21 protein-coding genes, 1 tRNA gene and 1 riboswitch are annotated in these 20,396 nt (G+C 56.5%); of the genes, 15 read left to right on the top strand and 7 right to left on the bottom strand.

What is annotated here, in order from left to right:
- Nucleotides 1–192: 192 nt before the first annotated feature.
- A complete protein-coding gene (locus HMPREF2804_RS09695) occupies nucleotides 193–705 on the bottom strand; it encodes a mycothiol transferase (RefSeq protein WP_070628160.1) in 513 nt (170 codons plus the stop codon).
- Between the two features lie 229 nt (nucleotides 706–934).
- Between HMPREF2804_RS09695 and HMPREF2804_RS09700 the strand changes: the two genes are divergently transcribed.
- From HMPREF2804_RS09700 to HMPREF2804_RS09720, 5 genes are all read left to right on the top strand, one after another.
- Nucleotides 935–1,195 (top strand): HigA family addiction module antitoxin, encoded by a 261-nt coding sequence (locus HMPREF2804_RS09700; protein WP_013397843.1) that lies wholly within the window; start codon nucleotides 935–937, stop codon nucleotides 1,193–1,195.
- 267 nt (nucleotides 1,196–1,462) lie between these two features.
- On the top strand, nucleotides 1,463–2,875 hold the full coding sequence (locus HMPREF2804_RS09705; protein ID WP_070628162.1) for an FAD-dependent oxidoreductase: 1,413 nt from the start codon (nucleotides 1,463–1,465) through the stop codon (nucleotides 2,873–2,875).
- Nucleotides 2,876–3,068: 193 nt separating this feature from the next.
- A complete protein-coding gene (locus tag HMPREF2804_RS09710) occupies nucleotides 3,069–3,767 on the top strand; it encodes an isochorismatase family protein (protein WP_070628164.1) in 699 nt (232 codons plus the stop codon).
- Complete coding sequence (locus HMPREF2804_RS09715; protein WP_070628166.1) at nucleotides 3,764–4,531, top strand: SDR family oxidoreductase; 768 nt, start codon at nucleotides 3,764–3,766, stop codon at nucleotides 4,529–4,531. Before HMPREF2804_RS09710 ends, HMPREF2804_RS09715 begins: the two co-directional genes overlap by 4 nt.
- A gap of 21 nt (nucleotides 4,532–4,552) precedes the next feature.
- A complete protein-coding gene (locus tag HMPREF2804_RS09720; RefSeq protein WP_070628168.1) occupies nucleotides 4,553–5,683 on the top strand; it encodes an isochorismate synthase in 1,131 nt (376 codons plus the stop codon).
- Here HMPREF2804_RS09720 and HMPREF2804_RS09725 read toward each other — a convergent pair.
- Nucleotides 5,646–6,704, bottom strand: a complete 1,059-nt coding sequence (locus HMPREF2804_RS09725; protein WP_070628171.1) for a 4'-phosphopantetheinyl transferase family protein — start codon at nucleotides 6,702–6,704, stop codon at nucleotides 5,646–5,648. The genes HMPREF2804_RS09720 and HMPREF2804_RS09725 overlap by 38 nt on opposite strands.
- Before the next feature lie 107 nt (nucleotides 6,705–6,811).
- Between HMPREF2804_RS09725 and HMPREF2804_RS09730 the strand changes: the two genes are divergently transcribed.
- Nucleotides 6,812–8,125, top strand: coding sequence for a ribonuclease H family protein (locus HMPREF2804_RS09730; protein WP_070628173.1), 1,314 nt, complete (start codon nucleotides 6,812–6,814; stop codon nucleotides 8,123–8,125).
- A gap of 174 nt (nucleotides 8,126–8,299) precedes the next feature.
- Here HMPREF2804_RS09730 and HMPREF2804_RS09735 read toward each other — a convergent pair whose 3' ends face one another.
- The 4 genes from HMPREF2804_RS09735 to HMPREF2804_RS09750 form a co-directional block, all read right to left on the bottom strand.
- On the bottom strand, nucleotides 8,300–8,590 hold the full coding sequence (locus HMPREF2804_RS09735) for a WXG100 family type VII secretion target (RefSeq protein WP_004005567.1): 291 nt from the start codon (nucleotides 8,588–8,590) through the stop codon (nucleotides 8,300–8,302).
- A gap of 271 nt (nucleotides 8,591–8,861) precedes the next feature.
- Nucleotides 8,862–10,352: a sensor histidine kinase gene (locus HMPREF2804_RS09740; protein WP_048754133.1), complete on the bottom strand. Its 1,491-nt coding sequence runs from the start codon at nucleotides 10,350–10,352 to the stop codon at nucleotides 8,862–8,864.
- Between the two features lie 6 nt (nucleotides 10,353–10,358).
- Nucleotides 10,359–11,063, bottom strand: a complete 705-nt coding sequence (locus HMPREF2804_RS09745; protein ID WP_013397834.1) for a response regulator transcription factor — start codon at nucleotides 11,061–11,063, stop codon at nucleotides 10,359–10,361.
- Between the two features lie 60 nt (nucleotides 11,064–11,123).
- A complete protein-coding gene (locus tag HMPREF2804_RS09750) occupies nucleotides 11,124–11,390 on the bottom strand; it encodes a hypothetical protein (RefSeq protein WP_013397833.1) in 267 nt (88 codons plus the stop codon).
- A 175-nt stretch (nucleotides 11,391–11,565) separates the two neighbouring features.
- Between HMPREF2804_RS09750 and HMPREF2804_RS09755 the strand changes: the two genes are divergently transcribed.
- From HMPREF2804_RS09755 to HMPREF2804_RS09775, 5 genes are all read left to right on the top strand, one after another.
- Nucleotides 11,566–12,105, top strand: coding sequence for a DUF3027 domain-containing protein (locus tag HMPREF2804_RS09755; RefSeq protein WP_239664661.1), 540 nt, complete (start codon nucleotides 11,566–11,568; stop codon nucleotides 12,103–12,105).
- A gap of 229 nt (nucleotides 12,106–12,334) precedes the next feature.
- Nucleotides 12,335–13,039, top strand: coding sequence for an iron-dependent transcriptional repressor DtxR (locus HMPREF2804_RS09760; RefSeq protein WP_013397831.1), 705 nt, complete (start codon nucleotides 12,335–12,337; stop codon nucleotides 13,037–13,039).
- A 666-nt stretch (nucleotides 13,040–13,705) separates the two neighbouring features.
- Nucleotides 13,706–13,889, top strand: a riboswitch (cyclic di-AMP (ydaO/yuaA leader).
- 2 nt (nucleotides 13,890–13,891) lie between these two features.
- Entirely contained in the window at nucleotides 13,892–14,545 is a 654-nt protein-coding gene (locus HMPREF2804_RS09765) for a C40 family peptidase (RefSeq protein WP_048754131.1), read from the top strand.
- 284 nt (nucleotides 14,546–14,829) lie between these two features.
- Nucleotides 14,830–15,627, top strand: a complete 798-nt coding sequence (locus HMPREF2804_RS09770) for an L-threonylcarbamoyladenylate synthase (protein WP_053089321.1) — start codon at nucleotides 14,830–14,832, stop codon at nucleotides 15,625–15,627.
- Nucleotides 15,628–15,764: 137 nt separating this feature from the next.
- Nucleotides 15,765–16,013: a hypothetical protein gene (locus HMPREF2804_RS09775; RefSeq protein ID WP_048752649.1), complete on the top strand. Its 249-nt coding sequence runs from the start codon at nucleotides 15,765–15,767 to the stop codon at nucleotides 16,011–16,013.
- Nucleotides 16,014–16,031: 18 nt separating this feature from the next.
- Here the strand turns inward: HMPREF2804_RS09775 and HMPREF2804_RS09780 are convergent, their stop codons facing one another.
- Nucleotides 16,032–16,994 (bottom strand): DUF4031 domain-containing protein, encoded by a 963-nt coding sequence (locus HMPREF2804_RS09780; RefSeq protein ID WP_070535395.1) that lies wholly within the window; start codon nucleotides 16,992–16,994, stop codon nucleotides 16,032–16,034.
- A gap of 64 nt (nucleotides 16,995–17,058) precedes the next feature.
- Between HMPREF2804_RS09780 and HMPREF2804_RS09785 the strand changes: the two genes are divergently transcribed.
- The 4 genes from HMPREF2804_RS09785 (at nucleotide 17,059) to HMPREF2804_RS09800 (ending at nucleotide 20,372) form a co-directional block, all read left to right on the top strand.
- Nucleotides 17,059–17,131 (top strand) — tRNA-Arg (locus HMPREF2804_RS09785).
- Nucleotides 17,132–17,444: 313 nt separating this feature from the next.
- Nucleotides 17,445–18,275, top strand: coding sequence for a DUF6318 family protein (locus tag HMPREF2804_RS11140; protein WP_065425141.1), 831 nt, complete (start codon nucleotides 17,445–17,447; stop codon nucleotides 18,273–18,275).
- 197 nt (nucleotides 18,276–18,472) lie between these two features.
- Nucleotides 18,473–19,309 (top strand): DUF6318 family protein, encoded by an 837-nt coding sequence (locus HMPREF2804_RS09795; protein ID WP_246824259.1) that lies wholly within the window; start codon nucleotides 18,473–18,475, stop codon nucleotides 19,307–19,309.
- Nucleotides 19,310–19,532: 223 nt separating this feature from the next.
- Complete coding sequence (locus HMPREF2804_RS09800) at nucleotides 19,533–20,372, top strand: DUF6318 family protein (RefSeq protein WP_048754128.1); 840 nt, start codon at nucleotides 19,533–19,535, stop codon at nucleotides 20,370–20,372.
- Nucleotides 20,373–20,396 lie beyond the last annotated feature (24 nt).

Raw genomic sequence — 20,396 nt, forward strand, 5'->3', positions numbered from 1 at the left:
AGACCCCAACTACACCCCCAATTATGAAGAGCCAGATAACTGAGGATTAGAGAATCACACAAAAAGTGGTGTGGCGCTTACATTAAAAATGTAAGCGCCACACCACTTTTTGTGTACAAGAGAGGGCTGTGATGGCTGCGCCTCTATACCTGTTACAAGCTCTGATGGTCTCAGCTCTCAGGGGCATTCACCCTACGAACCACCCTCAAGAACACCCGCCGCATAGGCTGCCTGCCCCACGTGCTGGGCGGCATCGTCGATCACACTCACCAGCCGCACCCCGCGCGTCACGTGCGGAGTCCACGACGTATCAATCACGTCATCCAAATCAGCCTCGCTCAAACCCGCGATATACTCGCTCAACGCCGCGGTAGCCGCACACAAATATTCGACCAGCAACGCGGCATCCTCCACCACGACGGCACGCGCCTGCTCAGCGGTATGTCCGTAGCCCACCGTGTCGCCCAGCTCGCCCAAGTTGAAGCGGGCGTTGAACCCTTGACTATGCCACACTTGCGACTTGCCGTTCAGCTGCGCGAGCTGCACATCCATCTGCCGCCCCGCATGCCACAGCAGCCAGGCGATCGAATTCGTATGCCCACCCGCGTGCGCGTTCAACGCTTCTTTGGGCAGGGTTTTTACAAGGGCTTTCGCTTCGGCGGCGGGTCGGCTCGCAGCTTCGTGCAGAACATTGCGGGCATCCATAGCGGCTCCTTCATTCGGGGTAAACACGTCTACCACCAGTCTAGATTTCAAAGCGCAGAGGCACATCTATTTTGAGGCTATTTAAGCTGCGAAATGCAAAGCAACCCGCAGGAAGGGATGCACTTCTGCCAGTTACCGCGCCGTTTCATGCGTAATGTGCAGCAATATAATGGCCAGTGGAGAATATGTTTTAGGTGGACCGATTCAGGACCTGAGGAGGTAGAGATCGTTGACTATCACTGACAAAATTGCGCCAATTCATCCCGGAGAAGTCCTGCTGGAAGACTTTATTGAAGGGTTTGGGATTACCCAGAATAAGGTGGCGGTGGCGATTGGCGTGCCGCCCCGGCGCATCAATGAGATCGTGCACGGCAAGCGAGGAATCACAGCCGATACAGCTGCGCGCCTTGCCCGTTATTTCGGCACAACACCGCAGTTTTGGCTGAACCTGCAAACCACGTATGAGCTCGATATGGTGGAAGACCTCTGAATACCAGCTGGCAGGCGATGTGCTGACGATGAATGCTGCCGGGTGTAAAAAGAGCCTTTATGTGAATAAAGTGGGATTTCCAACGCTTTATTCACATAAAGGCTCTTTTTAGGCTGCATAAGATAAGGTAAGCAGCCCCAGCGCAGCGTCAAAAAACTTAATGTTTTCTTGCAAAAACCAGGAATAAATGCCACACGCCGCCCGTTGAAGTTTACCGGAACACCAGACACGAATTATAAACACCTCAAACTTCACCGGGAGAACACTATGACTACCGCGCGCCTTCACTTCGATATGGTCGTTATCGGCTTCGGCAAAGGCGGCAAAACCCTTGCTGGCGCCTACGCGAAAACAGGCAAGAACGTTGCCCTAATCGAGCAGTCCTCGAATATGTACGGCGGCACCTGCATCAATATCGGGTGCGTACCCACCAAGGCGCTTGTGCACCGGGCTGACGAGTTCCGTGCCCTCGGCGAACACAACGCCGACGCTGCGAACGCCGCCTACGAGAGCGCCGTGATTTTCCGCGACAAACTCACCGGTGCCATGCGCGCGAAGAACCGCGAAATCCTCGAATCGAACGCCACCGCCAAACTCATTGACGGTCACGCACGGTTCCTTTCAGACACCGAGGTCGAGGTCACCGCGGGCGAGGACAAGCTGGTCGTCACCGCCGACTGCTTTATCATCAACACCGGTGCCGTGGCGACTATCCCGCCCATCCCGGGCGCCCGCGAATCGAAGCGCGTGCTCACCTCTACCGAACTGCAGAAGATCACCCCGCGCCCGAAGCGCCTGGGCATTATCGGCGGCGGTCCTATTGGTGTCGAGTTCGCCGGTATTTTCTCCTCCTACGGCACCGAAGTAACCCTGCTTGAAGGCGCTCCCGCGCTTTTCGGGCGTTACGATGACGATGTCGCCCAGGCGGCACGCGAGATTATCGCCGACCAAGGCATTACCGCTCACGCGGGCGTTCGCGTAGAGACCGTTACCGATAACGCCGACTCCGTGACCGTGAACTACCTGGACTCCGAGGGTGCGTCCAAGCACCTTGAGGTGGATTACGTGATGGTCGCAACCGGGCGCAAACCCGCCACCGAGGGGCTGGGGCTTGAGAACACGAGCATCGAAACCACCGAGCACGGCGCAATCGCTGTCGACGAGCACCTGCGCACCACGGCACCGAATATTTTTGCGCTTGGCGACGTTAACGGCGGCCCGCAGTTCACCTACATTTCCCTGGACGACTACCGCGTGGTGCTCTCGCAGCTGCTCGGTGACGGTTCCCGCTCCACGAAGGACCGCCAGGCGGTTGCCGCAACCATCTACATGAACCCGCCGCTCTCGTCCGTCGGCCTGACTGAGCGTGATGCGCTCGCCGCCGGTCACACCATTAAGGTTGCCGCCAAACCCGTTGCCGCTATCGCCGCCATGCCGCGTGCGAAGACCCTGGAGAACCCGCGCGGCATCATGAAGTTCGTGATTGATGCCGAGACTGACCAGATTCTCGGCGCTCAGCTGTTGGTGGTCGAGTCTATGGAGGTTATCAACCTCGTGGCGTTGGCAATGCGCCACAATATTACGGCATCGCAGCTACGTGATGAAATTTACACTCACCCGTCGATTACTGAAGGCCTGAATGAGGTTTTGGCGAATGCGGTGCCTGTGAATTTGAAATAACAGGAGACTTTGGGGTGCCTGTGAGCTTCCCAACCCGTGCTGTCATGATGAGGCGGCGGGTTGGGAAGCTCATTTAGTTACGGGGTGTCTATATCTGTTAGCTAAGGATGACCTAATATAGTACTTGCAGACAGGCAAACGTTCTATTAAGAACCCCCTAAGCTGTTGTAACCCAATGGCAGGAGAAGATCATATGGCGCTACCCAAGATTGCCCCCTATTCGTACCGCGAACAGGAGCATCAAAACCGTGTAAACTGGCGGGTCGATCCCGCGCGTGCCGCGCTTCTCGTGCACGATATGCAGCGCTATTTCGTGCGCGCCTTTGAGCTGGAACGCGACGGACAACCCCTCCCAGACGCCCAAATCAACATTGCCATTGCCAATATTCGTCGCCTACTAGATGCAGCACACGCGGCGAACATCCCGGTCTACTACACCGCCCAACCACCCCGCCAGAATCCCGCCGACAGGCGCCTGCTGACCGATTTCTGGGGCGATGGCCTGCAGGACGACGAAAACGCCCAAATTCTCGACGAACTCGCCCCTACCGAAGCCGATACCGTGCTCACCAAATGGCGCTACTCCGCCTTCGTGCGTTCCCCGCTCGAAGAACAGCTCAAAGACCTCGGGCGCGATCAGCTCATCATCGGCGGCATATACGCACATATCGGCTGCCTGACCACCGCCCTTGAAGCGTTCATGCGCGATATTCAGCCCTTCATGGTCACGGATGCGCTCGCCGACTTCACCGAAAAAGAGCACCGTATGGCCTGTGAATACGCCTCGGGTCGATGCGCCCGCGTGCTTAACACCGCCGAGGTGCTGGAGCACATCAACGCCGGTGCTCTCGTCACAGCAGATGAACCGGAACTCCTAAAGGTATGCGCATGAGCTGGGTTATCGTGACCGGCGCAAACGGCGGAATCGGCGTGGCAACCGTGCACGAACTCATCAAGAATAACTATTCGGTGTATGCCGCCGATCTGGCGGAAAAACCGCACGAATCATTCGCCGCCTACGGCGACGCCATCCTCCGCTACCGCTCCGTCAACGTGAGCGACGAAGAATCGGTGCGGGCGCTCGCACGTGCCGCCGCTGAAGTGGATGAACCTATCCAAGGCGCCGTCTTGGCGGCGGGAATCGTGCACAGCAAACCGCTCTTAGACACCTCTTTTGAAGACTGGAAACGGCTGCATGCGGTCAATGCTGACGGCGTTTTCCTGTGCCTGCGTGAGTTCGCGCGCGTTATGATTGAGCAGGTGCAGACATCACCCGAGAACACGCGCTCGCTGGTGACGGTCGCCTCCAACGCCGCCCGCGTGCCCCGCGCCGAGTTCGGTGCTTACGGGGCCTCGAAAGCCTCAGCGGTGCGGGTATCGTCAAGCTTTGGGTTGCAGCTGGCGCGCCACGGCATTCGCGTGAACACGGTCTGCCCTGGCACCACCCGCACCCCCATGGTGACCGACGCCTGGAATGGCGAAGACCTCAGCGCCCTACCCGTGGCAGGTAGCCCTGAGACCTTCCGCCTGGGAATTCCGCTCGGGCGCATCGCCGAACCCGCCGATATTGCGGCGGTGAATGCCTTCCTCATCAGCGATGCCTCACGGCATATCACCATGCAAAATATTGTTGCCGATGGCGGCGCAACCTTCTAACAGACCCGAAAGGCGTTATCAGTGAGCAATAATCTTCCTGATTTTATGTTTGCCACCGGCACCCGCGTGATGCGCACCGCCGGTTCCCTCCGTCAGGTCACCCTTGAGGATGCGCGCGCCACCGCCGAATCCGCCGGTACCGCCGTGGTCGGTCTGATTCCTTTCGACCCGAACGCTCCTGCGCATCTTTTCGTGCCCGAACGTCTGCAGATCGACGACATTCCGGTGCCCGAGCACGAGGTTACACTCGCCGAACCAACGCAGATTGAGGGCCGCGAAAACCCCGGGTATCGGCAGGCGGTGGCGACCGCCGTTGAGCGTATGAAGGCGCATCAGCTGGATAAGGTTGTGCTCTCTCGCCTGCTGCGTGCCGATTATGCGCCGGGCGCCCTCGACCTTGCCGGGGTGTATAACAACCTGCGCGCCCAGCAGCCCAACACGTTTGTTTTTAGCGTTAAGCTGCCGCAGGACCACCGCGGGTTGGAACATCCATATCTGATGGGTGCATCGCCGGAACTGATTTTCAGTACGGAACCCGATACCGGGGAAGGCAGCGCCTTCAAAACGCACCCGTTGGCGGGCAGTGCGCCGCGCATCGCCGAGCATGGAAGCGCCGAGGATGAGGCTCTTGGGCAGCGGCTTATGGCTTCGCGTAAGGACCGTGGCGAGCATGCGACCGTTATCGCCGATATTCGGGCGCAGCTGGAACCCATGACCCGCCAGCTCACTATTCCGGAGGCGCCTTCGCTTCTGCAGACCCCGCAGCTGTGGCATTTGGGAACCCCCATCTCGGGCGTGCTTAAACAGGGTATGACCTGCCTGGATGGTGCGCGCGCCATTCACCCGACCCCCGCGATTTGCGGCGCCCCCACCGAGGCCGCGCGGTGTATGATCGCCGAACTTGAGCCGTTTAGCCGGGACTATTTCGGCGGGCTCATCGGCTATATGAACGCAGACGGAAGCGGCCAGTGGGCGCTCGTGCTGCGCTGTGCTGAGGTTGATGCGCAAACCGCCATCCTCTACGCGGGCGCGGGCATTGTGGCTGAGTCAGACCCGGTGCTGGAACACACCGAAACCGGCACGAAACTGGGCAGTTTCGGGCGCGCACTGGGCATTAATACGCTGCCGCAGGCGGTTCCAGCAGACGCTTAACATCCAGCGGTGTGGCGACCGAGTGCACATCCACCACGGGAACAGTGTCTTCGGTTGCCACCGCCAGCAGGAACCGTTCGGGATGCTCCGCCCGCCCCGCCGTATCCGCCGTTGGATGCGCTACCGGGCTGAGCGTCAGCACCGACCAGGTAATAAAGAACGAGCGTTCGCTATTCGTAGGGGCGTTTTCGCCCGATATATCGCGGTTTTTCGGGGTTTGATGCTTACCGGCGTCCTCACCGTCCGACGATGTTTCCTTTGTTGACGTATCTGAGTCTTCGGGCAGAGTGAGCGTGGCACGCACACTTACCCGCGGACTCACCGAAAGCTCATGTTCGCAGGGGCGATCCTGTCTGCCCGGCGCATCCAGCGGGTTTGCCGGTTCACACAGAGCGCTGACCATCGCCAAAGTCGCATCGTCGCACTCAATCTGCACCGTCTGCGGTGAAACACTTAGCCCGTGCCCGGTTGCCTTGAGCACTGCCTCCTTCGCGGTCCAGATGGCAACTCCCGCCGCCTGCTGCTGGCCTGGCGGCAGAGACTCATAGGCGGTACGTTCGTCGATGGTGAGCGCAACCCGCGCGAAACCCGGGAAAAGTGAGGCCTGAACCGCCTCAAGATCAATGCCGAGAACCACCTGCTGCTGCGCACAAAAACCACCCGCCGCCAGCGAGGGAACCTGTGACATATTGAAATTTACGCCCGCAATGCGCGGCTTACCGTGTGGTTTACCGCTCGCGCAGAGCCGACATGACCGATCCACCGTAATCGTGCGTGCACTCCGCCCCGAAATACCCAGCCGAGGCGCAGCCAGCGCCCGCATGAGGGCTTCAGTCGCCAGGTAGCTCACCGAGGCCGACGGGCTGTGTATCGACGCCGCTTTGCGCCGAGCCTGCTCGCCCACATAGTCAAGCCACGTGAACCTTAACCCGCCGGTAAAGGTGCGGGTGGGTAGGGTAAATACACTGATGTGCGTGCGTGAAACATCCGCATCCCCGGAAGATATAGAGTGGATGGTCATACCCTAAGTCTACCCGCCTGGAACCTGCGTGACGTGACGAAACCTCTAGCTTCATGAACTGGCGCCACACTCTGCGCTTTACGAGTGTGTAAGGTAAAGTCGAGAGCATGCAGAATCAGATTATTGCGGCGGCTGACGGCTCCGCGCTTGGTAATCCCGGGCCTGCCGGATGGGCATGGTACATTGACGAGAACCACTGGGCGGCAGGGGGCTGGGAGCACGGCACCAACAATATGGGCGAGATCAAGGCGGTTCTCGACCTGTTTGAGGCGACCGCCCACCGCGCCGAGAGCAAACTTCTGATCTACTGCGACAGCCAGTACGTGATTAACTCCCTCACCCAGTGGATGCCCGGGTGGAAGAAACGCGGCTGGAAAAAGGCCGACGGTAAGCCCGTGCAGAACCGTGACCTGCTCGAAGCCCTTGATGCCGCAAGCACCGGCAGGGACTACGAGATGGTCTGGGTTAAGGGGCATGCCGGGCATGAGCTGAATGAGGCCGCAGACTCCCGTGCGAACGCAGCCGCACAGGCCTTCAAAGAGGGACGAGAACCCGAAACCGGCCCGGGATTTCCCGGTTCGCCGCATACAGCAGGTGAACAGAGCCTCCAAGCCGCCCAAACTCGTGAAACCGAGAACCATGCTCACGCCCAAGACCCCGATACTCTCACTGCGGATGCGCACCTGAGCCTCGAAGACTTCACCGAAACCGAGGTGGAACGCGCACGCCAGGGGTTCGACTCCCTGAAACTTAACGGGATTCTCAAGTCTGCATCCGCCATTGCCGCCCCCGATCCGCAGGCGGTGCAGGAGCGGAAAACGAAACTTGCCGAAGCCTCCGCACGTGCCGCAGAACGCGAGGCGCAGGCACAGCAGCGGGCGCTCGCCGAGCAGGAACTCGCCGAATCAGAAGCCGAAGAAAACGAAGAATTTGAAGGCGAAGGGTTCGAGGAAGCCGAGCAGGAGAGTAACTCTCAGGGAGGCACCACAGAAAATGCCGTGCCCGAAGAGCCTGCATCCGCCCCCACGGGAACCGCCGCACCGGAACCTACACAACCGGATCCTTCCGCCCCGAACCCCGAAGATGCCGTGCACGCCGAACGTGAGCTTGAGATGCGCGGCGGGAGCATGAGCGAACCCGAGATTTCTGCGCTGCTGCACGAGCGTCTGGTGTGGGTGACCGCAACCGGTCGTTCCGTCAGCCGTGCCGACACCATCGCGTACCGTGCGCGCGCCTTCACCCAGCAGGGCAGCCCCGCCAAACAGGGCGTGCAGGTTGTCGATGATCATAATGTGCTCATCATGGCGGCAGTGCAGACGGCACGCGGGCGGGTCAATCGTTCGAGCCTGTGGCATTACGACACGGCAGCAGCCCTGAACGGGTGGCGGCTGCGGTTTAGGCAAGAGACCACCGCATCATAAGCCCGCACCGCATATCGCCCGAATAAATCGGTACAGTCCGCGCGGGAACTGACGTCACCAGATCATTTGCGCCTAAGAAAAACCGGGGCTGCCGTGAAGTCCGCTATCAATCCTTCACGGCAGCCCCGCGTGCTATCTCGTTAAAGTTCAGTGCACATAGTGCGACTCTGGAACCTAGCCCACGAACATCGCAGCGTTCGCGTTTTCAGTCTCCGCGTAGTTCACGCCCGCCCGGTCAAGAGCCTCGTTAATCTGGGTAATCGACTCTTCCACACGCTTCTGGGTGCCGCGCCAATTATCAAGCACCGCCTGAAAGTTCGTCGATGCCGAGCCCGTCCACGAACCCTGCAAATCCTGTAGGGATGCGGTCATCCCGGTAACCTCGGCGCTAATGTTAGCGACTTGAGTTTTCGCCTGAGCTGCCTTCGCCGCAATGGTTTCTGAATCGACGACGAACTGTGCCATGATATTCCTCCTGGGTAGGGTGTAAAGGTTTTTTCGAAAGCTGCCGGTCACGTGAATTCTGCCGTAGAATTCAGTGCCGTACAGCGCTCACCATCTACCCTAGAGAAACGCCTGCCGCGATGCGCCCGCGAACCTTACTGTCTGTGGATAACTGCCCGCGCGGGACATAAAAACCGGTTATCCACAGTCCGAGAGCGTCCTAAAACCGGTATGGGACGCGGTTTCTCAGCTGCGCCAACCGAACTATGACAACTATGTCCCCGCCCAGCGGTTACTGCGAAACACCGTTATCGGTCATTACCGGCGCCGGATAGAACGGCAGGCTAATCACAAAGGTCGCACCGCCTCCGGACGTTTCCTCAATATGCACAGAACCGTCGTGCTGCTCCAAAATCGCCGCCACAATCGACAGCCCCAGCCCGGTGCCGCCGGTCTCACGCGAACGCGAGGTATCGGTGCGGTAGAAACGCTCGAACACGCGCTCGCGGTCTTCACCGTGAATACCCGGGCCGTGATCGCGCACCTCAATAACCGAGAGCGGGTATCCGGGAACATCTTCGCGCACGCCAACCGCGATTTCTAGGGGCGTGCCTGCCGGGGTGTAGCGCATCGCGTTGGTAAGCAGATTGGCGACCACCTGGCGCATCCGTGATTCATCGCCGATCACGGGTGCACTTGTGGGGGCCACATCGTCGGTGAGGCCCACAAGCGAGACTTCACGATCCGGCGACGTTGCGTAGGCGTCGTTGCTGGCATCAACCGCCAGGTGGAACAGATCGAAGGGGGCGAGTTTAGATTCGCGGCGTTCGTCGATGCGCGCCAGCGTGAGCAGATCCTCGACCAGCTGGCCCATGCGCTTCGACTCGGATTCGATGCGCCCCATCGCGGTTGCCACGGCCTCCTCATTGGGCAGGGCACCCTGGCGGTATAGTTCGGAGTACCCGCGAATACTCACCAGCGGGGTGCGCAGCTCGTGCGAGGCATCTCCCACGAACCGGCGCATCTTCGCCTCTGACTTCGCCTGCGCATTAAACGAACTCTCAATCTGCGCGAGCATAGTATTCAGCGAGATTGCCAGGTTGCCGATCTCGTTGCTGGGGTTGTAATCCTCGATGCGCTGCGAGAGATCCCCTGCGGCAATCTTCGCGGCGGTCTGCTCCACGCGCGCCAGCGGCTCGAAGGTGCGGGTCACAATAACCCAGGTCATCGCGATCGCGGCGGCAAGTGTGGCAAGCCCGAACGCGAAGGTCAGCACCCCAACCAGCGCGACCACCTGGTTCGTCTGCTTCAACGGCAGGGCAATCACCATTGAAGAGGCCTGGCCATTGGTTGAAGACTCCAAAGAAATCGGCATAATACGCCAGTCGTTAGAGCCTGTCCGCGAGTTCACGGTCGTGCCGGTTTCGTGGTATTTCTTGACCTTTTCGGAATCCCAGCCGGTAAGAACCGGCTCGTTTTCCGCCTGTTGATCGGCTCCCGCTACCGAGTACAGCACGTTTCCGCGCTGATCAAGTATATAGACCCGGTACGAGCCGACCGCCCCGTCCTGCCGGGTCTGCGAGGTCCCGACGGAGGAAACGAGCGAGGAAGAACTCGCCTTCATCTCTTCGTCGAGCTGATGCACCATTTGGGCGCGCAGCGCCGAAATCGCCACGAGCGAGGTGACCGCGATAGCAAGCGCAATGAGCACCGAGGTCACCACCACCAGCTGAGTTCGCAGCGACAGCGAGTGAGGAAGACGATCAACAGGTTTCAGTGGCACGAGATACTAGCTCCGAGAACCGCGAATCATGTAGCCCACACCGCGTTTGGTGTGAATGAGCGGTTCGTGTCCTTCGCGGTTGTTGTCAATCTTGCGGCGCAGGTACGAAATGTACGACTCCACAATGGAGGAATCTCCGTTGAAGTCGTACTCCCATACGTGGTCGAGAATCTGTGCCTTCGAAAGCACGCGGTTTGCGTTGAGCATCAGGTAGTGCAGCAGGTTGAACTCGGTGGGGGAGAGGTCGATTTCCTCGTCTCCCAGGAAAACCTCATGGGTGTCAATGTTCAGGCTCAGGTCGTCCACGCGCAAAATCGCGTCGTCTTCTTCCTGAGCGTTGCGTGACCGGCGCAGAATAGCGCGGATGCGGGCGATCACCTCATCGAGCGAGAACGGCTTGGTGACGTAGTCGTCACCGCCCGCGCCCAGACCGGCAACCTTATCTTCGGTGGCGTCCTTCGCGGTGAGGAACAGCACCGGGTACGTGCGCCCCGCATCGCGCAGACGGCGAGTGACCTCAAAGCCGTCCATCCCGGGCATCATCACGTCGAGGACGATGAGGTCCGGCTGTTCGTTTTCCGCCTTTTCAATCGCTTCGCGACCGTTACCGGCGGTGACAACCTCAAACCCCGCAAACCGCAGGGATGTAGCCAAAAGCTCTAGAATATTGAACTCGTCATCAACGACGAGCAGTTTAGCTTCTGCAGACATTGTGTACTCTTCTTTCACCAGAAAAATTATCGGAAAATCTTATGTACCGGTATGCGCGTCTTAGCTTGCTCGCCTGCGCAGAACCGCCAGCACAATACTGACCATGAGCGCAAGAAAAGCGACCGGAAGCAGAATCAGCGGAATCTGACTCATGAGCGCTGGCGGATGCGCCCCCGCCCATTTCATGAGGAGCATGACGACGCCGCATATTACGCATACTACGGCTAGAATACCGCCGCCCGCACCTAGCCAGCGAATCGCTCGGGTGTAGGGAAGGGCAGCGGCGGCCTCTACGGGCTCAGAGGAAGATACGCTTTTGCTACTCATGGCATAACCGTATCAGGTTTATGGGCCTGCTCCCGCCGAAAAACGCAATATTGCGCTGTGACGGGCAGTATTCACAGCGTTTGCGCAGGTTAGGGTCTGACATGGGCGCATACGGACGAAAACATCACACGAACTCCTCGCCGTCATCGCGCTGGGAGATGCTTTAATAGGTAGTATGTCTGAACAGGTGAACCAACAGCCCGACGAATCTACCGTGCCCACGCTTGAACATGATGCCGAGACAACGGCAGCTGCGCATGACCCTTTCGTCGTTAAGGAAGATGAACTTCCTACCGGGGAACCCACCCTGGGGCCTGCGCATAGGCGCCGTCGCACCACGAAGGTTGACGATATTCTTGCGGAGGCAAAAGATATTGCACTCACCGGGGTTGAAGCTGTTGCACCGCATAACTCTATCGGTCTGGTGCATCATTTGCGCGGCGAAGAAGAGCGCTTGACTACACATCTTTTTGAGTGCACGCTGCCGGGGTACCGCGGGTGGTTTTGGTTTGCGACTCTGTCGCGGGCACCTCGATCTAAGGTCGCGACTATCTGCGAGGTCGGTCTGATTCCCGGTGATGATGCGCTTCTCGCCCCCGAATGGGTGCCGTGGGCGGATCGCCTGCAGGCCAGTGAACGTGATAACAACGGTGCTGAGGAGGCGGGCGCATCCGCTGAGGATCAGCAGGACGCCGAGGATGCCGAAGAGGTTTAGCGTGAGCTTTTGCTGAGAGCCGCCTTGATAGTTTTGCTTTTCGCGGATGTACTCGGAACGATTTTCGAGATGGATTCTAAGGCGAAAAGTTCGCTTCAAGCGACGCGCCGGGGTAATCCGTGGCAAAACTACTTAAAAAGGTACATAATAGTTACTCAGATATAGGTTCGATATAAGGCTAGGCTACGTTTGCTTGGCTGCAGGTTGTATATAAGGGGAATAAGACGGTATGACCGATCTGATTGATACCACTGAGATGTATCTGCGCACCATCCTCGAACTTGAGGAAGAGGGCATTACCCCCATGCGTGCGCGTATTGCGGAACGCTTAGACCATTCCGGTCCGACCGTCTCACAGACCGTGGCGCGTATGGAAAAGCACGGACTACTCACTGTTGAGCCCGACCGTCACCTCGAATTGACCGATGAAGGTCGCAAGAAGGCCGTTGAGGTTATGCGTAAGCACCGCCTTGCCGAGCGTCTGCTCTCTGATGTGATCGGTCTGGATATCGAGTATGTACATGATGAGGCTTGCCGCTGGGAGCACGTGATGAGCGATCACGTGGAGAGGCGCATTCTGGATATGCTCAATCAGCCTAAGTTCTCTCCTTACGGCAACGCTATTCCCGGTCTTGAAGAACTCGGCATCGACAGCGAAAAGAACGACGAACGTACTGTTCCTATGGCGCTTGCTGCCCGTGATTCCGGACCTGAGGATCGCTTCACGATTTCACGCTTCCCCGAATCTATCCAGACGGATATTGACCTGCTCAAGGTGCTTGCCGACGCCGGTATTACCTTTGGTGCTTCGGTGTCTGTGGTCGGCGGCGACAATAACGATGTAATTGTGCGTGCCGATGGCGAAGACGCCTCTATCTCGCTGGATTTGGATGTTGCGAACGCTATTGTGGTCAAGCGCGCATCTGCACTCTAAAGAATGTATCGTTCGCCAGCCGGGCGGTTGTAGAAGGCGGCTGATAGCGCGCCTTCCCGTATAGATCTCATAATTGACCGTGGGGCTTACCGTAGGGTGAGCTCCACGGTTCTGTTATGTCCTGAAATCTCGGGGGTGAGCGGGTGTGAGCCGCGGTTACTCCTTAATATATAGGGGGTGGCTGCCGGATTATACTCTTCGGGACGGTATATCTGTATCGTCGAGAATTTAGCGTGTCATAGTGCATCCATGCCGGATATGCCTTTTGCAGATGCGATGTTCAAAACCAGGTTTTGGGGGATACATCCCAGATATAGCGCGGAAGCTGCCGTAAAACGACAAAACTTTACGGTGCGACTATCAGGAGAAAATTAACGTTCGCGCAGAAAAAAATTTTAAGAGATGTGGATCAACCTTAAAGAAACCTGGGAATGCTGGATATTTGTGCCGATAAAACCCCTAAAATCCGCGGAACGCTGTATAAAACTACTAGTCAGAGGCTTATTTTAGAAGAACAAGTGTTCTTTTCGTAAAGTATTACTAGCTCGGTGTTACGGACTATTTGACACTATTGGGGTGAAAAAGGTGGCGACAAGAGGTGACAACTGAGAGTTTTCTGTGTATTCTCGTTCTGTGTCCAAATCCTAATCGTAAGAGGACACCTTTGGAGTGAATCCGCCGAGTTCTGCCAGCACTTCAAGGAACGTCTACCCATATACGGCAGAAGCGGGGGAACCACTTTTCGGTTTCTCCTTAGGGGAGAGGCCTAGGGGCTAAGTCGCGCAAGTGACCGAGTGAATCCATGCTCGCGCCCGACAGCTTACCTCGTCAGGCAATGGAGGAATATTACTAATGGCTAAGAAGATTGTTCGTAACGCAGGTATCGTTGCTGTTGCTGGTGCTGCTGTTATCGGTTCCAACATTCCCGCAAACGCATTTGCTGAGGTTCCTGCAGCAACCGACTTGAGCTACGACTACAGCAGCTACGAGTACGATTACAGCAGCTACCAGACCCCCGCAACTTCCTACGTTGCACCTCAGGCTGAGCAGCAGACCGAGTACGTTGCACCTGCACAACAGACCGCACAGGTTGAGACTACTTCTGCACAGGCACCTGCTCCTGCAGCAGATAAGACTCCTGCACCCACTACCAACAACGCAAGCCGCGACGCTATCGTGTCTGCAGCTAAGGCTGCTCAGGGTACCGGTTACGTTTGGGGCGGTCGCTCCTACGGTGCATGGGACTGCTCCGGCTTCGTCTCCTACATCTTTGCTCAGCAGGGCATCAAGCTGACTCCTTACACCTACACCATGTCCACTGAGCTTCGCGCAACCGCGAACCCCCAGCCTGGCGACATCGTGTTCACCAACGGTTACAACCACGTTGGTATCTACGTGGGTAACGGCCAGATGGTCTCCGCTCTGAACCCCTCGCAGGGTACCCAGCTGACCCCCGTTGATGGCAATGGTTACATGCCTGTCGATGGTTACTACACCGCTTTCTAATCTCATCTGAGATAGAGAAGACTTAGACAAAGACGGCACCCGTCCAATCGGATAGGTGCCGTCTTTGCGTGCTCTGGAAGGCGTATACATTCTTCTGCCTCCGGTGTCAGACTTAGTGCACACTCATGGCTTGCGTGCGGATTCTAGACGCTTAAGCCCTCACACTGCGGCTCTATGGAAGAAAAACGCGGGAGAGACCGCATCGTGGTCATGTGAGTATCTCATGATGTGACTATATAAAGATAGGCTTGCCTTATCTTCTAGGCGAGTACAATACTTGAACTATGGAAAATACATCATCATCAACTCCCATCCGCGAAGACTGGACGGGCGAGGCATCTCCAACAGCTGTAGCGACCCTCTCAGGTACCGGCGGCCTGATCGTCGCCCCCACAAAGGTTGGCTATATCCTCATGGCTACTGATGGCGAAGGCCTCGAACGTAAATTTGATGCCAAGCTCCGCAAGCGCGAAAAGCCCGGTGTCGTGCTGTGCGCATCCTTAGAACAACTCGATAAACTCGCCCAGATGACCCCAGAAATCCGCGAATTCTACCGGAAACACTGGGACGACGACATTCTTTTAGGATGCATTCTGCCCTGGCGCGAAGACGCTGAAAAGTACCTGCCGGATGAAACGACGAAGGAACTTGCCCGCGATACGCGCGCAACCAGTTGCTTCGTGGTGCGTTTTGGCACCCCCGCAGAACAGATTGTTCGTGCCCTCTGGGAGAATGAAGGGAAACTGACCTTTGCGAGCTCGGCAAACCCCTCGGGCATCGGGAATAAGGGGCGTGTGGCGGGCATTGGCGACCGCATTGAGAACAGCGTAGACGTGATTGTGCGCGGCGATGAATACGTGAAATCCATTCAACCCGATAAGACCGACGAAACACGCCACGAACAGGGCGTGATGGTCTCGATGGTCGATGCCGAGGGCAACCTAGTGCCCGAACAGCACGGTGAACGCGGCGTGACCCCCGCCCCCACCCTGATTCGTAAGGGTCTAGACTATGAAGAGATTATGCGCCATCTGAGCGACTCATTCCCCAGCTGGGATTATCGCCACGGCATGTACTACTAAGCCCGCCTCAGGCTATTTTTGGTAGGTTATACGGGGCGTGCGTCTGATGGTCGATCAGGCGCACGCCCCGTATACGTCTCTAGGCGTGAGGCGAAAATGCATTCTTGCGGGGCAGGATATGCGGGTACCATAGAAGAATGCCAACACAGTTTGAAAGCCCTAAGAACAGCTCCGACCAGGAATTTACGTACCTTGCCATTGGCATGGTGGCGGGTGCGATTCCGGGCATTGTGATCGGTCTGCTCGTCGCGCTGCCGCTCGGCAACCCGGCCATGTGGGTGTCTGTCGTCGGCGGCATAGGCATTATTATCGGTATGGTGAGTGCCCGTATGATCTACCGCAAGAAAACGAGGGCACGAAAAAATCCCCGCAGTGAGCAGGAATAGCTCATCGGTGGGCACAATTTAGTGTGCCTCCTTGGTTGGTTGTTCGCTCAACGCTGGGCGGTAGCCCTCCAGCTCGGTACGGAGGTTCAGACGCGCAGGCGCATCCCAGAGAAGATGTGCGGTGTTTGAAGCATAGATCGCTGTGCGGTTCAGAAAACCTTGCAGAATCGCCGTTCGGCCGCGAGTGAAGGCATCCAGAGTGTAATGAGCGTACTCGGCGCGAACCCCGGCGACATAGCGGGTATAACGCGGGCTATCGGCGGCGAGAATCGCAAGGTCAGCATCAAGGAAGAATGCTGCATCGGCACGGGTAAGCGCGCCAGAGGTATATTCTTCAATACCATCGGTTAATTGGTGAGAAGCCGTGAGCTCTATCAGGTGCGCAATAGCGGTAACCTCGCGGTTCGTGAGGAACCCAGTGCTTGCCAGGGGAGTGAGGGCGGTGCGTGCGAGGTCGGCACTAGCCGCCTCGTCATCGCCGGGGTTTGCCTCGTAGACGGCATCATGAAACCATGCCGCCAGAAGTACCGCCCGCGGGGTTGCGGTGTGGTGTCGTTTGTAAAGGGTCTTGAGCGCGGTGAGCATTTCCGAAAGATGCACGCTCGTGTGGTATTTCCGATGCGGCTGCTCGTAACGCTCTAGCAGATCTTCGCCCAGCGCCGTGTGTCCTGGCAGCAACGACTCCCAGGCGCGCATGAGACGCGGGCGTATTTTGTTAGGGCGTTCCCGCAATGGCACCCGCAGCCCGCTGCCTATCAGGATGCGCGTCAGCTGCGACCCGTTCACCTCGCGCGCACCTGCACGAACCAGCCCCTCGTACCGATACGCGGGAACGTCGTAGTGGTCGGCATCGAAGGCACGCGGACTTATGCCGGTTTTCGCCGCAAAATCGTGAAGTTCCGCCAAAGAAGTGTCAGAAATTAGGTGCGAAAAGACCGTGCCGTGTGCGGGCCAGACGGGCGGGTCAATAAAAATACTCACTCGTCTATTCTAGGGGCGTGTAAGATGCTAAAACCTGTGTGATGCCCGTATAATGGAACGAGTTGCCCCCGTAGCTCAGGGGATAGAGCACTTCTCTCCTAAAGAAGGTGTCGGACGTTCGAATCGTCTCGGGGGCACGGGTAGCGAACCTGCTTGATGCAGCTTCCTCGCGGAGGAGCATCAAGCGGGTTTTATTTTATCTGCAGGGCGCCGTTGCCCGTGTTGAGGGTGCAGAACACCGAAGTATAGACTTGCTTGTACGGTGTTTAATATAGCTGGAACAAATCATTCAGAATATACATTCAATATCTATTACAAGTTAGTAGAACTATAAGGTAGTGTTTTAGATATTATTAATATCACACATGAGGTTGCTGGAGTGAGCTCAGACATAATTCTATGCTAGAAGTGACCGGTTGAACATTGATGTCTGAAAGGAGACTGGTCTCTATGTCCTCTATTGTGAACCGTCGTGCGGTCTTGGGGGTGCTGGGTCTTGGCGCCGGTACCGCCTTCCTTTCTGCCTGTGGTAACTCGGTGACGGGCGGTCAAGGATCCGCTGAATCATCTTCTAGTTCTGCATCGCCAAGTCCCGCACAGTCTAGTTCTTCATCAAGCTCATCGTCGAGTTCAAGTTCCTCAAGCCCAGCAAGTTCGAGCTCCTCCAGCTCGTCAAGCTCAAGCTCATCATCCAGCACGAGCGCCCGCTCCGATTGGAGTGGTGAACCGAGGCTGGATTATGACAGCTACGAGAGCGCAGGCGTGAGTGAGACTGCTACAAAGGAACACCCGGCTCGGAACCTGAAAAGGCCCAAGAAGCCGGATAATATGAACCTGGAATCCACCGAAGGATTCTATTACAGCTTGGCGTATGCTATTGCAGCTATCGACTATGCCCTGAATATGGGGGACGATACCTATGTGCGGATGTCAGGGATGACCGAAAGCGAGCAGGAACAGTTCGCGCGGGAGCATCCTTTAGAAGATATTCGTAACCACACCTACTGGGAAAATGATCCAAGCTACAAGTACACCTTCTTGGACCCGCAGCCTCAACAGAATGGGAGCGAATACACCTGGGACTATAAACTGACTGTTAGCCGCGGTGGTTACTACGTAAGTAACGGCCAGGTGCACGATACCTCGTACTCATCAACGCCAAAGCCGGACGATAAACCTGCCTCGGAATACTACCGGGGAGCGATCACCGGAAAATACACTAACGGCGCATGGGTTCTTAGCGGATTCTTCAACGGTGAGAAGAAGGATTCTTCCTCCTAAGAGATTGATGAAGCGCTAACGAATCTGCGCTGTTCTTTGACAGGATGCTCCTGATCATTCGATGGTCGGGAGCATCTTTATGCGGCGTGTAGAACATAAAGATTCCATAACATTTTGCCGCAAATCCTGAAGTAGGCAGCCCTATACGCTTATTCTGAAAGTGACCGATAAACACCCATACATATCTATGAGAGGCAATGATGTCTTCTATTTTTACCCGCAGAAATGCATTGTTCGTGTTCGGAACCGGAGCCGGTGCGGCACTACTGAGCGCGTGCGGTGGTAATTCCACCGCTGAAAGCTCCGGGTCGGGGAGCGCATCGTCGTCTGATGTATCGCCGAGTGCCTCTTCAAGTTCAAGCTCTTCATCGTCGAGTTCAGCCTCGGCCAGTTCCTCGTCAGCTTCTGAAGCATCAAGCCCAGAGTCCTCACCATCGCAGTCTGGTGCAACCGATATTGATATGAGCGGCAGCTATGGCGGAAAAATTAATTTTGAGTCCGTTCTGGAATACGAGAAATCCGGTACATATGAGCCCGCTACGAAGGAGCATCCGGCAAAAAATGTTCCTAAACCCAAGAAACCTGCCGGTGCGGATGAGAAGTCGCTCAAAGGCCTCCACCTGAGCATCGCGTTTGCGGTTGCCGCAACGCAATACGCCTATAACACGGGGGATTACTCCCTGCTGGAGCAAAGCTCTATGTCGGAACCAGAACGCAATTACTTCTTGAGGGAAGAGAAGGAAAGACTCGATAAAACCCGCGAAGGCACATTCTGGCCGGATAATATTACGATCGAGTATACGCTCACCGAAGAGAGTCCCCGGCTTGAAGGCGATGGCGAATACATATGGGATCGTGAATTTATCGTTGAGTACGGTAAGTTCGAGGTTGTTGACGGCAAGGTTGAGTACCCTTCAGACGAAGACCACGACATGATATATCGCGATAAATTTATAGGTAATCTGACGGCGCAGTATATTAACGGAGCTTGGATAACCAGCGCGGTTGCCAATCAACCGAAGTCTAAGAGCTAAAACGTAAGTGCCCTTGCCTCTGTAAAGGTATTTATCTCCGAAGGGCTCTGTTGATCCTTTCGGACTACCTAATGTGCGTGCTGTACTGCTCTATACTCCTGTGCGACGAGTATTGCTGATGATGACGGGAACTTGTGCACTGTGCTGCGCAAAGGGGCAGTGCAAGCCTAAACTTAAACATATACCGATTTGTCCTACACTTCCGATAAGGAGAACTCTACTCATGTCTTCTCTGTTCGATCGCCGAACCGCCTTACTGGTTCTGGGCTCTAGCGCCGGTGCCGTATTTTTATCTGCATGTGCCCCTAAGGTGAATGGGATTGAGGCGACGTCGCCCGCATCCTCTAGTTCATCGTCTTCTTCCAGCTCGTCGAGCTCTAGTTCCTCGTCGAGTTCTTCAAGCTCCAGTTCGTCGGCATCACGTTCAGCGTCGTCAAGCCCGAGCCCGAGTATCGATATGAGCGGCAGCTACAAGGGCGATATTAACTTTGAATCCGTGCTCGAATACGAGAAGTCGGGTACCTTTGAGCCCGCCACCAAGGAACACGCTCAGAGAAACACCCCCAAACCCAAGAAACCGTCGACTATGAACGAAAAATCCGCTAAAGGACTGAGAGACAGTATTGCCTACGCGGTGGCGGCGGTTGAGTATGCGATTAATACGGGTGATTATTCTCTGATCCAGCAAAGCAACATGGATAAAGTGGAGCAGAACTATTATTTAGACCCAGAGACCAAAGAAAAGCTCGAAAAAGTACGCAACGGTAAACGGTGGGTTGATAACGCTAAATTCACATACACCCTAGATACCGAAGTGCCAGATTCTGAGGGTGAGTACTACTCGTGGGACCGCACTTTTTCTGTTGACTATGGTGCGTTTGAGGTCAATGACGGTAACGCAGAAGAACTTGTGCCCGGCGGCGCTAAAGTTACCAAAAAGTTTACGGGACGTCTGCTTGCCGAGTACAAGCATGGTGTGTGGGAGGTTCTAGGGGTCGTTACCCAGATTAAAGAGGAAGGTGAGGAGAGCACAAGTAGTCCATCAGCTTCGTCAAAAGTTTAGCCAACGCTGATCTCGTCTTCCGCG

The organism is Rothia sp. HMSC065G12 (assembly GCF_001811455.1).
In the GTDB taxonomy this organism is placed as follows: Bacteria; Actinomycetota; Actinomycetes; order Actinomycetales; family Micrococcaceae; genus Rothia; species Rothia dentocariosa.

Excerpts from the sequence above, each read along its gene's own strand:
- HMPREF2804_RS09695 (WP_070628160.1), bottom strand. The coding sequence starts at position 705 with ATGGATGCCCGCAATGTTCTGCACGAAGCTGCGAGCCGACCCGCCGCC.
- HMPREF2804_RS09705 (WP_070628162.1), top strand. The coding sequence starts at position 1,463 with ATGACTACCGCGCGCCTTCACTTCGATATGGTCGTTATCGGCTTCGGC.
- HMPREF2804_RS09710 (WP_070628164.1), top strand. The coding sequence starts at position 3,069 with ATGGCGCTACCCAAGATTGCCCCCTATTCGTACCGCGAACAGGAGCAT.
- HMPREF2804_RS09715 (WP_070628166.1), top strand. The coding sequence starts at position 3,764 with ATGAGCTGGGTTATCGTGACCGGCGCAAACGGCGGAATCGGCGTGGCA.
- HMPREF2804_RS09725 (WP_070628171.1), bottom strand. The coding sequence starts at position 6,704 with ATGACCATCCACTCTATATCTTCCGGGGATGCGGATGTTTCACGCACG.
- HMPREF2804_RS09730 (WP_070628173.1), top strand. The coding sequence starts at position 6,812 with ATGCAGAATCAGATTATTGCGGCGGCTGACGGCTCCGCGCTTGGTAAT.
- HMPREF2804_RS09735 (WP_004005567.1), bottom strand. The coding sequence starts at position 8,590 with ATGGCACAGTTCGTCGTCGATTCAGAAACCATTGCGGCGAAGGCAGCT.
- HMPREF2804_RS09745 (WP_013397834.1), bottom strand. The coding sequence starts at position 11,063 with ATGTCTGCAGAAGCTAAACTGCTCGTCGTTGATGACGAGTTCAATATT.
- HMPREF2804_RS09750 (WP_013397833.1), bottom strand. The coding sequence starts at position 11,390 with ATGAGTAGCAAAAGCGTATCTTCCTCTGAGCCCGTAGAGGCCGCCGCT.
- HMPREF2804_RS09755 (WP_239664661.1), top strand. The coding sequence starts at position 11,566 with ATGTCTGAACAGGTGAACCAACAGCCCGACGAATCTACCGTGCCCACG.
- HMPREF2804_RS09760 (WP_013397831.1), top strand. The coding sequence starts at position 12,335 with ATGACCGATCTGATTGATACCACTGAGATGTATCTGCGCACCATCCTC.
- HMPREF2804_RS09765 (WP_048754131.1), top strand. The coding sequence starts at position 13,892 with ATGGCTAAGAAGATTGTTCGTAACGCAGGTATCGTTGCTGTTGCTGGT.
- HMPREF2804_RS09770 (WP_053089321.1), top strand. The coding sequence starts at position 14,830 with ATGGAAAATACATCATCATCAACTCCCATCCGCGAAGACTGGACGGGC.
- HMPREF2804_RS09775 (WP_048752649.1), top strand. The coding sequence starts at position 15,765 with ATGCCAACACAGTTTGAAAGCCCTAAGAACAGCTCCGACCAGGAATTT.
- HMPREF2804_RS11140 (WP_065425141.1), top strand. The coding sequence starts at position 17,445 with ATGTCCTCTATTGTGAACCGTCGTGCGGTCTTGGGGGTGCTGGGTCTT.
- HMPREF2804_RS09795 (WP_246824259.1), top strand. The coding sequence starts at position 18,473 with ATGATGTCTTCTATTTTTACCCGCAGAAATGCATTGTTCGTGTTCGGA.
- HMPREF2804_RS09800 (WP_048754128.1), top strand. The coding sequence starts at position 19,533 with ATGTCTTCTCTGTTCGATCGCCGAACCGCCTTACTGGTTCTGGGCTCT.